Consider the following 15,133-nt stretch of genomic DNA (forward strand, 5'->3'; position numbering starts at 1 on the left):
TTTTTTTAAAACGAGCAAATATATAATTTACAATATAGAATGCCAATTATTTTTTTAATATTTCAATAAGAACCATTTATACCTTTCGTTAAATCATAAAAAAAGGAGCCTGAAAAAACTCCAGACTCCTAAAATCATATATTTTAAAATATGCTTTTAAAGAGCTAATAAACCATTTGTTTTAGAAACTCCTTCAGCACTATTTTTAATGTATTCTTTTTCCTCTTCAGAAAGTTCTATTTCAACTATCTTTTCAATACCAGAAGCTCCTAAAACAACAGGAACACCAATACAAATATCAGATAAACCATACTCTCCTTCTAACATTGTAGAACATGGGAATATCTTTTTCTGATCACAAGCAATAGCCTGAACTAGAGCAGATACCGCTGCACCTGGCGCATACCAAGCAGAAGTTCCTAATAGTTTAGTAAGTGTAGCTCCACCTACTTTAGTATCTTCTTTTACTTGAGTTAATCTTTCTTCAGAAAGGAATTCGGTAACAGGAATACTGTTACGAGTAGCCAAACGAGTTAAAGGAACCATACCGGTATCACTATGTCCACCGATAACCATACCATCAACATCAGAAATTGGAGCTCCTAAAGCTTCTGCTAATCTATATTTAAAACGAGCACTATCTAAAGCACCACCCATTCCTATAATTCTATTTTTTGGTAATCCGGTAGTTTTATGAACTAAATACGTCATCGTATCCATCGGGTTACTAACTACAATGATAATAGCATCAGGAGACTGAGCAATTAAATTAGAAGACACTTCTTTAACAATTCCTGCATTAATACCAATAAGTTCTTCACGAGTCATTCCAGGCTTACGAGGAATACCACTTGTAATAACCACAACGTCACTACCAGCTGTTTTAGAATAATCATTAGTACTTCCTACAATTTTAGTATCAAAACTATTTAAAGAAGCTGTTTGCATAAGGTCCATTGCTTTTCCTTCTGCATACCCTTCTTTAATATCAAGCAAGACTACTTCAGAAGCAAAATCCTTAATTGCAATATACTCGGCACAACTGGCACCTACCGCTCCGGCACCTACTACAGTAACTTTCATGTGTTTATTTTTTAAAAGATTGATTAATTTTCACTTTATAAAAATAAAGAAAATCAAATAAACAAACCTGTTTTTTATCATATATTACATCAGAAATATTGCTAATTAACTATCTAAATCCGAAACTAACCCCAACGGAGGTTGTATTATACTCTGCAAACGTATAGTCCGCATTCAACCTGAAAAACCCTAATTTAAGTCGAGTTCCTAATGTAGTCCGTACTCCTGAGATATCATGCGTAATAGACAACGGATCTTTTACAGAGGTTACAACACCTGTATCTACATCATACACTTCATACTCCCCTTTTAAATCGGAAGTAGAGCTTCCTGTTATATACCCAAATCCTGCATAGAAATTAATCACAGGTAATCGTGTAGATACAATACCTTGAAACAACCATGTTTTGGTTAAATTCTCAATGCGCTGCTGATCTCCATCTACCACAGATACATCTTCCATTGCATACTCTGCATCTAATTGAGAATACGCTACCAACCCTGAAATAGCAACAGGCCATAATTTATCTGACGGCAACCATTTGGTAAATTCATGCTGAATACCCCCTCCAAACAAACCAACTGTATTTCCATTAATTTCGATATTCGGAAAAACCCTCACCTTCAATTCTGTGCCTTTTAACAGCCCTATACTCGCTTGCAAGAAACCACTAGGTAACATATTCACGTCTTCACTAGTCAAACTTTCCGGCAATTTAATTTCAATTGTCTCGGTTTGCCCTGTTACCGGATCCTGAAACGTATATTCCATCATTACATCCGGATCAACCACTCCTAATACAGTAGCTACCTCATTTGAAGTTGAACCATCAGAAAACGTCAAACCATCTAAATTGGTCACATTAAATGTAAATGTTCTTTTACGCTCATCTACCACTGCTACATTACCAATAAACGATATCTCAAACCCTAAAAAAGGTTTTGCTTCTGCAGTGCTAAACCAGCCGTTATTTATAGAATACATTAGCGATTCTGTTCCTGGCTTTAAATATCCATGCATAAATGCTTTAGAGTCTTCCAACCCAGCTGCAAGAATACTGGTGTAACTAGTTTGAGCTTGTAGACATGAAAACGAAATAAAAGCAATCAAATAAATAAGTTTTTTCATGGGGAGTTTTTTAAAAAAAAAATTAACCTAAGTATACAAAAAAAGCCTGTACAAAAACAGACTTTTTTCAAAAAACAATATTATTTTATCAGAATTTACGCATCAATATTAGCATATACTGCATTTTTCTCAATAAACTCTCTTCTAGGCGGTACATCATCTCCCATTAGCATAGAGAAAATTCTGTCTGCCTCAGAACCGCTATCAATAGTTACTCTACGCAAGGTTCTAAATTCAGGGTTCATTGTTGTATCCCATAGTTGCTCCGCATTCATTTCTCCTAAACCTTTATAACGTTGCACACCAGCCGAGCCTCCAAATTTTTCGTTTATCTCATCACGCTGTTTATCATCCCACGCATATTCCTTCTTAGCACCTTTCTTAACTAAATATAAAGGAGGTGTAGCAATATACACAAATCCATTTTCTATCAACTCCCTCATATACCTAAAGAAGAATGTTAAAATAAGTGTTGCAATGTGCGATCCATCAACATCCGCATCACACATAATAACCACCTTGTGGTAACGTAACTTTTCTAGATTTAACGCTTTACTGTCCTCTTCAGTTCCTATGGTAACACCAAACGCAGTAAAAACATTTCGAATTTCTTCATTCTCAAACACTTTGTGCTGCATTGCTTTTTCTACATTCAAAATCTTACCTCTTAATGGTAAAATCGCCTGAAAATTACGGTCTCTACCTTGCTTAGCAGTACCCCCCGCAGAATCTCCCTCCACAAGGAATATTTCACATTTTTCAGGATCTTGTTCAGAACAATCAGAAAGTTTACCCGGTAATCCACCACCACTCATAACGGTTTTACGCTGCACCATTTCACGCGCTTTCTTAGCAGCATGTCTTGCCTGAGCAGCTAAAATAACCTTCTGAACAATTGTTTTAGCATCATCAGGATGTTCCTCCAAATAATTGGTAAGCATTTCCGAAACCGCTTGAGATACCGCAGCAGACACCTCACGGTTCCCTAATTTAGTTTTTGTTTGACCTTCAAACTGAGGCTCCGCTACCTTTACAGAAACAATAGCAGTAAGTCCTTCTCTAAAGTCATCACCTGAAATTTCAAACTTCAACTTATCAAGCATACCAGAATTATCTGCATACTTCTTTAAAGTACTAGTTAATCCTCTTCTAAAACCAGCTAAGTGTGTCCCCCCTTCATGGGTATTAATATTGTTTACATACGAATGTAAATTTTCACTAAATGAAGAATTATACACCATAGCTACCTCAACCGGAATATCATTTTTCTCCCCTTCAATTGAAATCACATCTGTGATAATCATTTCACGGTTTCCGTCAAGAAATTTTATAAATTCTTTTAATCCTTCCTCAGAGTGAAATTCTTCACCTTCAAAAGAACCATCTTCTTTCGTACTTCTTTTATCAGTTAGCGTAATTCTTATTCCTTTATTCAAATAAGCCAACTCTCTCATACGAGAAGCCAATGTATCATAACTATATTCTAACGTTTGTTGAAATATAGTAGCATCGGGTTTAAAAACGACCACAGTTCCGGTTTTATCTGTTTCTCCAACAGACTTTACAGGATAAATAGCTTTTCCTCTCTCATACTCCTGCTCCCATATTTTACCATCTCTATATACTGTAGCTTTTAAATGATCAGACAATGCATTCACACACGAAACACCAACCCCATGCAAACCACCTGATACTTTATAGGAATCTTTATCAAACTTACCTCCTGCACCAATCTTAGTCATTACAACCTCTAAAGCAGAAACTCCTTCTTTTTTGTGTAAATCTACCGGAATACCTCTACCATTATCTTCAACCGTAACGGAGTTATCCTCGTTAATAGCAACTGATATCGTATCACAATGTCCGGCTAAAGCTTCATCTATAGAGTTATCTACTACCTCATATACTAAATGGTGCAAACCTCTAACCCCAACATCTCCAATATACATAGAAGGACGCATACGTACGTGCTCCATTCCTTCAAGGGCCTGGATACTATCGGCCGAATATTGCTTTTTAACCTCTTCGCTCATATATACTATATTATTTTAAACGTAAATTAAACAGTCAGAACCCGACTATTTAACGAGTGAACTACAAAGATAAAAAATAACCCCGTAATTTGAAATTATTTAAACGAAGAGCACAAGGAATTATCAACAACTTATCAATAACACCAAAAGTGTCTTAAAAAAGCTAAAACACCCCTTAAATTAAATATTCAGCTCTATTTTTAAGGAAGATTTAAAAAACAAAGAGTTTTTTGTACAATTAAAACCACAACATACAGAATAATAACAACTTAGTAATAAAGAAAAAGGTGTTGCAAAAGCAACACCTAATCCCCAATTTATTAACCATCCAACATTACATAAATTCAAATTAATTAGAGACGTAGGCATCAGTATGAACTTTAGAGATAGCTCTACCCGAAGGTTCGTTCATATTTTTAAACGCTTCATCCCACTCAAGAGCAATTGGTGTACTACAAGCTATAGATGGCACCGAAGGCACACTTAACGCAGCAGTATCGCTTGGAAAATGCTCCTCAAAAATAGTTCTATAATAGAACTCTTCTTTTGTTCGTGGAGGTTGTACCGGAAATCTAAAATGGGCATTTTCCATTTGTTCATCGGTTACTTCCTCGTTTACTAATTCTTTCAAGGTATCAATCCAACTATATCCCACCCCGTCAGAAAATTGTTCTTTCTGTCTCCAAACTACACTTTCCGGAAGATATTCTTCAAAAGCCTTACGCACTACCCACTTCTCCATCTTCTCTGGCGTAATCATCTTATCTTTCGGATTTAAGCGCATGGCTACATCCATAAATTCTTTATCTAAAAATGGCACACGTCCTTCAATTCCCCAAGCAGCTAACGATTTGTTAGCTCTTAAACAATCATACATGTGCAATTTATCAAGTTTACGAACCGTCTCTTCATGAAATTCTTTTGGACTTGGTGCTTTGTGAAAATACAAATACCCACCAAACAATTCATCTGCTCCTTCTCCAGAAAGTACCATTTTAATACCCATAGACTTAATTACTCTTGCCATTAAGTACATTGGTGTAGAAGCTCTTACCGTTGTAATATCATACGTCTCCAAATGATAAATCACATCCCTAATTGCATCCAACCCTTCCTGAATCGTAAACTTTATTTCATGATGAACAGTTCCAATATGATCTGCCACTTTTCTTGCTGCTGCTAAATCAGGAGACCCTTCTAAACCAACAGAAAACGAATGCAATTGCGGCCACCAAGCATCAACTGTATCACCTGACTCAATTCTTTTTTGAGAAAACTTCTTAGCTATGGCAGAGGTTACAGATGAATCTAAACCACCCGATAACAACACTCCATAAGGCACATCTGACATTAATTGACGGTGTACCGCAGCCTCTAAAGCATCTCTAAGATCATCTATACTGGTTTCATTTTCTTTTACATCTTCATACGAAGCCCAATCTCTTTCATACCACTTCACATATTCACCAGTACTGCTACTCATATAATAACCAGGAGGGAACAGCTCTATTTTAGTACACGTACCCTCTAAAGCTTTCAATTCAGATGCTACATAAAATGTACCATTCTGATCCCAACCTATATACAAAGGTATAATTCCTACATGATCTCGTGCTATAAAATATTGATTTTTTTCAACATCATATATTGCAAAACTAAAAATACCATTCAAATCATCAAGAAATTTTTCACCTTTTTCTTTATATAATGCTAAAATAACCTCACAATCTGATTTCGTTTGAAAATTATAGTCTACATTTAATTGTGCTCTTAAATTTAGGTGATTGTAAATTTCACCATTCGCAACTAATACAAATTTTTCGTCTTCGCTTATTAAAGGTTGTGAACCAGATGCCGGATCTACAATAGCCAATCTTTCATGAGTTAAAATGGCTTTGTCGTTACTATAAATACCACTCCAGTCTGGTCCGCGATGACGTACTTTCTTAGACATCTCTAATAACTGAGGTCTTAAGACTTCTGCTGATTCTTTTAAATCAAATGCACAAACAATTCCACACATGGTAAACTAATTTTATAAAAATTTATAAGCCAAATATTGATATTATATTTCATTTTAAAAACACAATCGCTATTTTACATTACAAATTATAACCAAAATAAAATATTTTAGTTCAAAACTAAAACTAAAACGCGTTTTAGACGTTATGAAATATAACAATATATAAGAACTCGAATCACCCCTAATATTTTATGCAATATTTAACTTGAAAAATTTAATAAAATAAAGATATTTAGCCCAAAAAAAATGATGATTAGATTTAAGACGCATTTAACACTCTTTTTAACTTTTGTACTAATTGTATTAGCATCTAATTTTTGCCACGCTCAAAAATTTAATGGATTAGACATGAGTCCTCATGACATTTCTTACTTTAGAATTGATAACAACGCAGCACCTCTAATTAAAGTTCTTTATGGAAGACCTCAATTAAGAGGACGGTCTATAGGCAAAGAAATTGTTCCTTTTGGCAAAATATGGAGAACAGGAGCTAATGAAGCAACAGAAATTAGATTTTACTCTGATGTTATTATAAATGACACCTTATTAAAAGCCGGAACCTATTCCCTTCTAACCATTCCTGAAAAGAGAGAATGGACCTTTATAATTAATAAAGATGTAGATGTTTGGGGAGCTTATTCATATGATGAAAACAAAGATGTTGTTAGAATAAAAACTCCATCAGAAAATGGAAAAGAATCACTTGATGCGCTTTCTATTGCTTTTAACAAAGAAGAAGATGATACAGTTAATCTAGTTGTGGGATGGGGAAAAACAAGAGCATTTCTCCCTATTACATTCCCTACTAAACCTCAGGAACAACTAGCTAAAGAAGAAACTACTCCTGAAAAAAATATTGAAACAGAAGAAAAAACAGAAAAAATGGAGTGATTTTTACAACACTTTACCAAACCTTTGTGCGGTATAGCGTTTGAATATTTATTATTTCGGTGAGTATACGTAACTTTGCAATCAATCCGCAAATAATAGATGATACAAAAATTACTCTTATTTTTAAAAACATACGACTTTAGAAAAGGAATCCTATTCGCTACATTAGGATTTCTTTTATTTTTATCTGGTTCTTATTTTTTCCCTGACACTCCATTCGGAATTGCTATGGGGATGGGCATTTTATTATCTGCCATAAGTGATGTACCAGGCACTAAAAAACATACTTATATTGGTATTTTAACAGGTATCGCCCTAGCCATAATTTCATTTTTACTGGTTCACTTAACTATTTACAATACTTGGATTTTACTAGCTACAATAACCGCTTTAGTATTTGCCAATTCCTATATTTCAGTTTACGGATTAAGAGCTTCTATGGTTTCCTTTTCAGGATTACTAGCAATCGCTTTAGGTTTTATACCAATGGGATCTGATGGTGAATTTTACAAAAGCGCCATTTTTATACTTTTAGGAAGCGGCATATACATATTTACTTCGTTTATAATTAACCTTGTTAAGCCAAAACAAATAGGAGAACAATTGGTAGTAGAGTGCATGCAGTTAACTGCTGCATACCTTAAAACAAGAGCTGCTATACCTCTATCTAATAATAAAGAGGTCTTATTACAGAAACTCCTTTCTCTTCAAATCACCATTAATGATAAACATGAAAATTTAAGAGCTGTGATACTTAAGCAACCCTCTAAAGTTATGGGAAGTGGTTACCACAGAAGACTCCTTTTAATTTTTATAGAATTGGTGGATATTTTGGAATTAGCAGTTGCCAATCCTATTAATTACAAAGACTTTAGTAATAGGTTTGGGAGCGAAATAAAAATATTAAACGCTTTTTCCGAACTACTTAAAAGCAATGCTGAGCTTTTAATGGATTTATCCTATAAAATATCAGATAAAAAAGTTGATCATAAAGCCCCCAAATTAAGGTTTTTACTAAACAACATACAAGAAGCTATTGAACACTATAAAGAAACGCATGAGGTTTCTAACGTACGTAGAAACAATGTAATTTTATTAAGAAATTTAGTTGACTACGAAGAACAACAGGTTCAAAAACTAGAAACCATAGAGCGTATTTTGGCAAACGATTTTAATCTTGAAGATGCAAAAGATCCAGACCAACCTAATCGTTTCATTACTAATCAGGATTACTCTTTAAAAAAACTAAAAGACAATTTCAACTTCAATTCAGTTATTTTTAAACATGCCTTACGCTTAACACTTTGTGTTATGGCCGGATTTTTAATAGGCACCTTTTTTAAATTACAAAACACCTATTGGATTATTATTACCATATTAGTAATAATGCGCCCTAACTATGGTCTTACCAAACAAAGAACCATACAACGGGTTATTGGTACACTTATAGGTGCGGCAATTTCATTCCTTGCCATATATCTTACCAACAATATGTACATCTATGCCGGCATTACATTTATTGCAATGATTTTTGCCTTTGCATATATACAACGCAACTATTTAAAAGCAGCCACGTTTATTACCATAAACATTGTTTTTGTTTTTGCCATGTTTTCGAGTGATCCGTTTGGCATCATTAATTCACGTATTGTAGATACCATAATAGGTGCGGCTCTTTGTGTGATATTTAATTACTTCTTCTACCCCGCCTGGGAATCATCTAACATTAGCAACACATTAAAAAACTCATTACTAGCAAATCAACATTACTTAAAAGAAATTTCTGCTATTTATATTAATAAACAAAAAAGTATCACAGAATATAAACTTTCAAGAAAAACAGCATTTATTCAAATAGGAAATTTACACGCTGCGTTTCAGCGCATGTCACAGGAACCTAAATCTAAAAAGTCTAAAGTATCAGAACTTTATGAAATAGTAATACTACAACACACCTTTTTATCAGCTGCCGCTGCATTAGGGACTTACATTCAAAGTCATAAAACCACTGAAGCATCACATCATTTTGAAGCATATATAAACTCAATTATTAATATACTAGATGCCTGCATTCTAACCTTAGAAGACAAAAAAAATACCGTTGAAGCAGCTGTAGACAATATTAAAAATGCCAACAACTATCTTTCTGAAACGTATAACAACTTATTAATCAAAAGACAAGAAGAACTTAATACCGGACAGATAAAAATAAGTGAACAACTTAGAAGTGATCTTAAAGAAATTAAGTTACTTTACGACCAGTTAAAATATTTAACAAAACTTTCCGTTAAACTGGAAAAACAAGTTACCCATTTTACTAAACAACCATGAACACCATCGTAAGAATACCCTCAAATACAATTAAATTTTCGATTAGTTATCTTCGTCTAAATAATACTATATTTGCCTGAATTGTAAAAAGGCAAAATTCATATAATGCACAAACTATCTGCTGTTTTAATAACCCTAAATGAGATCAATTGCATCGATCCATGCATCGATAGCATTTCTTTTGCCGATGAAATCATTGTTGTAGATTCCTACAGCACAGATGGTACATGGGAGTATTTAAATACGCATGATAAAGTAAAAGCTTCTCAACGAGTTTTTAAAAACTACACAGATCAAAAATCAAACGCATTAAGCTTAACATCTCATAACTGGGTGCTTTTTGTTGATGCCGATGAAATTATTACAGAGGAATCGAAAAATGAGATTTTAAGTGTTTTAAAAAATCCTAAAGCAGATGCGTATTATATTTTCAGAAAGTTTATTATGAACAATAAGCCTTTAAAATATTGCGGATTTCAAACGGATAAACAACTCCGCTTATTTGATAAAAGAAAGGCTCATTTTGCACCCGACAGATTAGTTCACGAACACCTAGTTACCATAGGATCTTCAAGAATATTAACTCATAAATTAGATCATCACTTTTATAAGTCGTACAACGACTACAGTAGAAGAATATTATTTTACGGTCAATTAAAAGGTCTTGAATTATATAGAAAAAACAAAAAGCCAAATCTGTTCCTTCGTATCATAAAACCTTCCTTTAAGTTTTTCTACATGTTTTTTGTAAGATTCGGGATACTTGACGGAAGCAGAGGTTTTACTATTGCTAAAATAAACGCTAAGGGCGTTTTAGAAAGATACAAACATCTTAAAAAGCTTATAAAAGAGCATAAAAATTAGTTACTCCTTCTCTATTCCATCTGGTGTTCTAACTATTTTCTTTTGCGCTACTTCATCTCTAACAGCTCGGTTAAACGCAATTGAATCAGGAGTTTTATACCCCCTAGCATGATCTAAATGCACACAAACAGCACTATAGCGTATTTGTTTAGATTTAATCCCTAAATTAAACAAACGCTCTCCAAGCTCTCTATCTTGTCCACCATACTTCATTTTCTCGTTCATTCCATTAACAGCCAAAATATCCTTTTTCCACCCAGAAGCATTATGACCATTCCAGCTGGCATTGGTAGGGGTCACTTTGTTTAAAAATTTAGCCTTTGCTCCTGTAGCAGTCAGTTTAGAATTTTTAAAAGAGGATTTCAACCCATTCTTCTTCAACCAATCAACATCAAAACAATTACCCTCAATAATATCTTCCTTAGTAATCATTTTAGATATATTCATAGGCAATTTAAAATAACCCCCAGATAAAAAATATCCCTCTTCGCGATACGCCGCATGTACCTCTAGAAAATCTTCTCTAGGAATACAATCTCCATCGCTCATTAAAATATAATTATGAGCACAAGCTACAATAGCCTTATTTAATATTCTTGATTTCTGAAAACCTTCATCTTCCTGCCAAACATGAACTATAGGATACGAAACCTCTTGTTGCATTTGTAGAATTAAATTTTTTGTAGCCTCACCGGAACCATCATCAGCAATAACCACTTCAAACCCCCTAAACGTCTGATTTTCATAACCCCACAATACTTTTTTTAGCCATTCTTCTGCGTTATAAGTACTTATAATAACAGATATCTGATCGGTTTTCATAGAAAATTTCATTTTCACAAAAATAGATTGTTTTATTTTCTTAAAAAAACCAATACTTTCGTATTTATGTATTCCAAACCCAAATTTTTAATCATTCAGCAAAAAATGATTGGTGATGTGCTCACAAGCACTATGATTTGCGATAACCTAAAGCTTAGGTATCCAAAGGCTACAATTGATTTTGTAGCTAATGAAAATACATTAGCTGTGTTAGAAAATCATCCGCATATAGATTCTGTTATTGTTTTTAAAAATGAGTTTAGAAAAAACAAAATAGCCTTTTTAAAATTTCTTAAAGAAATTAAACAAAAGAAGTATGATGCTGTAATAGATGCTTACGGAAAGATAGAAAGTAATCTTATATCCTTATCTGCCAAAGCTGATCTTAAAATATCGTATACAAAAACATACACTTCCTGGATCTACAATGAAACACACCATACACACGACAATCCAGATCCAAAAATGACATTGGCGATTAAAAATAGAGTGAGCCTTTTAAGTTCATTTAAAATACCTGAAAATCAGCTAATATTATCACCATCTATTTACTTAAGTGATAAAGAGAAAGAAGATGCAAAGCATTTTTTAAAAACCAATGGTATTAGCAGCGATGAAAATATTATTATGATTAGTGTTTTAGGAAGTAGCAATATTAAAACATACCCTGCAGCCTATATGGCTAAAGTTATAGATACCATTGTAAGCTACAAACCGTATACAATACTGTTTAACTATATCCCTTCACAAGAACAAAAGGCTAAAGAAATTTTTGATTTGTGTACACCGAAAACACAAAAACATATCAAATTCAATATATTTTCTAATTCGTTAAGAGGTTTTTTAGGAATTGTATCGCAATGCAAGGCACTCATTGGCAATGAAGGCGGCGCTATAAATATGGCAAAAGCCTTACAAACACCTACATTTGCTATATTTGCCCCATTCACAGGAAAAGCAGGATGGTTTATAGATCAAAACAATCATAAAGCGGTTCATTTAAAAGATTATAAACCAGATCTTTTGAATCATTTAAAACGAAAAGAAATCATTGAGCAAATAGATACTTTTCACAAAGAATTTACTCCTGAGATGTTTTCAGAATATCTAACAGATTTTTTAAAAAACCTATAGCACTTACATGAAGTTAAAAGAACTACTTCCATCTATTTACCATACGGTTAAGTTACTCTTATTGGGTACAAAAAAAATAAAAGCAGCTAGCAACAGCTTTCAAGTGGTTGTTTCTTTAACCACCATTCCCTACAGATTAGGTAAAGTGCATATTACCATAAGAAGTATTCTTGTTCAGGATACTCCTCCTGAAAAAATTATTCTGTGGCTTCATAAAGATTTACAAAATAGCATTCCAAACAGTTTAAAAAAACTCGAAGGCGACATTTTCGAAATTCGGTTTTCAGAAATTTCTTGTCCTCATTTAAAACTGGTTGAGACCTTAAAACTATATAACAATAAACCTATTGTCACCTGCGATGACGACATGATATATCCTTCTCATTGGTTGCCTACCTTGTATAAAGCTCATATAGAGCATTCAGCTACAGTAATTGCTAATTTCACCAGACAAATAACTTATAACAAAGAAGGAGTTATTAACCCCTATAAAACATGGCATTATAACCACGGTGAAGATACAGAAAAACTAGTCCCTCTTGGTGTAGGAGGTGTTTTATACCCACCGAACTCTTTATACAAAGAAGCTACAAACACAAAACTTTTCTTAACGTTATGCCCTAAAGCAGATGATCTTTGGTTTAAAGCTATGGCATTGCTTAACAACACTATGACTTATAAATTACCAGAAACAATTGATTTAATTCCGGTAATGTTTACTCAGAAAGTTTCTCTTAAAAAACAAAATATAGAAAAAGATTTTAATGTTAAACAATGGAACAACATTACAAAACATTTTAATCTAAAATAGGCTAAACGTATGAATTACACAGTTGCTATTATTATTATAAACCACAATACAGCTTCTTATACTTTAGACTGTGTTAAAAGTATTATTGAGAAGACCGATACTGGGATTTCTTATCAGATCATACTTGTAGACAATGCCTCTAATACTGAAGATTACTTAATTTTAAAAGCTTATATAGAAAAGCTTAATAATCGGGATATTACATTATTTAGAAGCTCAATAAACACTGGTTTTGGCGGCGGAAATATGCTAGGTGTACAATTTGCAAACGCAGATTACTATGCATTTGTAAATAATGATACTCTTTTTAACAATGACTGTATAGCTACTTGTTTGGAGTTTATGAATAATACTCCAGATGCTGCTGTTTGTGGCCCTCAAATTTTACTTAGTAAAAAAGAGCAATCTCAAAGTTTTGAGCATTTTCTATCATTAGGTAAAGTATTTCTTGGAAGTTCTGCTTTAGAAAAACTTGCAGGAAAGCCCAAAAGAAAAGCAACTTACAGTACCCCTATAAAAGTTGACTATGTAAACGGAAGCTTTATGTTTTGTAAAGCAGAAGACTTCAATACTATTGGTGGTTTTGATACGAATATTTTCCTGTTTTACGAAGAAAGTGATCTTTGCTATCGTTTAAAGAAAAACGGAAAGAACACTTATTTTGTTCCGCAGGCCTTGTACATTCATTATGAAGGCAAAAGTCTAAAAACAAACATTAAGAAAAAGATAGAATTAAAAACCTCTATGCTTTATGTGATGCAAAAAAATAATGGGTACATTAGTTATCTAATCACCCGATATTTTCTGTTTATAAGATATATGCTTACCGCTTTGATAAAACCCAAGTACTTTCCATTAGCTAAAGGGCTATTTACAGGCCTACCACTCAGTAAATCCCTAAAACAAGAACAACAAATAGTTAAACTAAAATAGCCTCCCAGCGGCGCGCTATCTCTTTTTCTGTGTACAACTGAGCAATCTCATAGGCAGCATTTTGTAAAGAAGGAATATTTATAGTACCTAATTCAGATTCTAAAAATAGAATAAACCGATCTTCTTCTATAAGAAACCCGTTTACTCCGGAGGTTACTATTTCCTTTGGCCCGCTATGTAACGTTGCCAATGGTATTGTTTTACATGCCATAGCCTCTACAATAGCCATTCCAAATAGCTCTTCCCAAGTCTTGGTTTTCTGAGAATTCATTACTAAAAAAGTATGTTCACGATACAACTTTGCAAGTTTATCTTTATCAGAAACATATCCTAGATAATTAATATTCTCACATTTATCAGAAAACATTTTTACCGTTTCTTCTTCGCTTCCACTACCAACTATTGTAAAGGATAAGTCTGGATGCTTTTCAAAAAACGTTACTAAAGATATAATTCCTTTCTCCTTTAACAACCTACCTACATAAATAAAACTATTGGCTTTTTTCTCAACAGTAAAATCTGTAAAAAAATTTGAATTTACAGTATGATATACAACACTTATAGAAGTTTTTTTAATATTGTAATTAGCTAACAATTCTTCTTTAGTTTTACCGGAAACTGCAAAAATATGTTCAGCGGTCTCCTCTAAAAATTGTTTCCATTTGTTTTTAACCCTTTTACCAACAAATTTCTTTTTAGGATAATAACTACCATCCCAGCTAGTCCAACTGGTATGATAATACACCTGATGCCCTCTTAGAAAAATCAACACCGATAACAACTTGTAATCAAATGGAGCAATTCCTAAAACAACTTTTTTATTTTTTGTAAACAACAATCCTACTAAAAAAAATAAGTTTATCCATTGCTTTACATACATAGCCCCATTACACTTAAAAATAGCCTTAATGGTGCGTCCCAAAATTGAGAATTCTCTAAATTTCAATTGCATCCCTTCTCTTTCTGCAAGCGCAACCAAACCAGTATAATGACTATTTTCTCCTTTTTTGTGTAAAACATAAATAATTCGGGATGCCGATGAAACCATAAAATTTTAATTAATTGGGTTACCTTTGCAC

12 protein-coding genes are annotated in these 15,133 nt (G+C 33.3%); 6 read left to right on the forward strand and 6 right to left on the reverse strand.

All coding sequences use genetic code 11. The annotated features are described in order from the left end of the window. Positions 1-156: 156 nt before the first annotated feature. The 4 genes from mdh to asnB form a co-directional block, all read right to left on the reverse strand. Positions 157-1,083 carry a malate dehydrogenase gene (mdh, locus tag NBRC110019_RS13200; protein ID WP_281755605.1) on the reverse strand — a complete coding sequence of 309 codons (927 nt, stop codon included), beginning with the start codon at positions 1,081-1,083 and terminating at the stop codon, positions 157-159. Between the two features lie 109 nt (positions 1,084-1,192). Continuing rightward, positions 1,193-2,212 (reverse strand): DUF6588 family protein, encoded by a 1,020-nt coding sequence (locus NBRC110019_RS13205; protein ID WP_281755608.1) that lies wholly within the window; start codon positions 2,210-2,212, stop codon positions 1,193-1,195. 95 nt (positions 2,213-2,307) lie between these two features. Then, positions 2,308-4,245 (reverse strand): DNA topoisomerase (ATP-hydrolyzing) subunit B, encoded by a 1,938-nt coding sequence (gyrB, locus tag NBRC110019_RS13210; RefSeq protein WP_281755610.1) that lies wholly within the window; start codon positions 4,243-4,245, stop codon positions 2,308-2,310. A 349-nt stretch (positions 4,246-4,594) separates the two neighbouring features. Continuing rightward, a complete protein-coding gene (asnB, locus tag NBRC110019_RS13215) occupies positions 4,595-6,268 on the reverse strand; it encodes an asparagine synthase B (RefSeq protein ID WP_281755611.1) in 1,674 nt (557 codons plus the stop codon). A gap of 246 nt (positions 6,269-6,514) precedes the next feature. On the opposite strand from asnB, the gene NBRC110019_RS13220 reads away from it, so the two are divergent. The 3 genes from NBRC110019_RS13220 (at position 6,515) to NBRC110019_RS13230 (ending at position 10,354) form a co-directional block, all read left to right on the forward strand. Further along, positions 6,515-7,159 (forward strand): DUF2911 domain-containing protein, encoded by a 645-nt coding sequence (locus tag NBRC110019_RS13220; protein WP_281755612.1) that lies wholly within the window; start codon positions 6,515-6,517, stop codon positions 7,157-7,159. Between the two features lie 99 nt (positions 7,160-7,258). Continuing rightward, positions 7,259-9,490, forward strand: a complete 2,232-nt coding sequence (locus tag NBRC110019_RS13225) for an FUSC family protein (protein WP_281755614.1) — start codon at positions 7,259-7,261, stop codon at positions 9,488-9,490. A gap of 105 nt (positions 9,491-9,595) precedes the next feature. After that, positions 9,596-10,354, forward strand: a complete 759-nt coding sequence (locus tag NBRC110019_RS13230) for a glycosyltransferase family 2 protein (protein ID WP_281755616.1) — start codon at positions 9,596-9,598, stop codon at positions 10,352-10,354. Here the strand turns inward: NBRC110019_RS13230 and NBRC110019_RS13235 are convergent, their stop codons facing one another. Continuing rightward, positions 10,355-11,176 carry a glycosyltransferase family 2 protein gene (locus NBRC110019_RS13235; protein ID WP_281755618.1) on the reverse strand — a complete coding sequence of 274 codons (822 nt, stop codon included), beginning with the start codon at positions 11,174-11,176 and terminating at the stop codon, positions 10,355-10,357. Between the two features lie 66 nt (positions 11,177-11,242). Between NBRC110019_RS13235 and NBRC110019_RS13240 the strand changes: the two genes are divergently transcribed. The 3 genes from NBRC110019_RS13240 to NBRC110019_RS13250 are packed head-to-tail and all read left to right on the forward strand — an operon-like array spanning position 11,243 to position 14,054. Continuing rightward, on the forward strand, positions 11,243-12,310 hold the full coding sequence (locus NBRC110019_RS13240; protein ID WP_281755620.1) for a glycosyltransferase family 9 protein: 1,068 nt from the start codon (positions 11,243-11,245) through the stop codon (positions 12,308-12,310). Positions 12,311-12,317: 7 nt separating this feature from the next. Continuing rightward, entirely contained in the window at positions 12,318-13,121 is an 804-nt protein-coding gene (locus tag NBRC110019_RS13245; RefSeq protein ID WP_281755622.1) for a glycosyltransferase family A protein, read from the forward strand. Positions 13,122-13,130: 9 nt separating this feature from the next. After that, on the forward strand, positions 13,131-14,054 hold the full coding sequence (locus tag NBRC110019_RS13250; protein WP_281755624.1) for a glycosyltransferase family 2 protein: 924 nt from the start codon (positions 13,131-13,133) through the stop codon (positions 14,052-14,054). Here the strand turns inward: NBRC110019_RS13250 and NBRC110019_RS13255 are convergent. Continuing rightward, on the reverse strand, positions 14,041-15,102 hold the full coding sequence (locus tag NBRC110019_RS13255; protein WP_281755626.1) for a glycosyltransferase family 4 protein: 1,062 nt from the start codon (positions 15,100-15,102) through the stop codon (positions 14,041-14,043). The two genes, NBRC110019_RS13250 and NBRC110019_RS13255, sit on opposite strands and share 14 nt — an antisense overlap. Positions 15,103-15,133: the final 31 nt, after the last annotated feature.

The organism is Neptunitalea chrysea (assembly GCF_027924145.1).
In the GTDB taxonomy this organism is placed as follows: domain Bacteria; phylum Bacteroidota; class Bacteroidia; order Flavobacteriales; family Flavobacteriaceae; genus Neptunitalea; species Neptunitalea chrysea.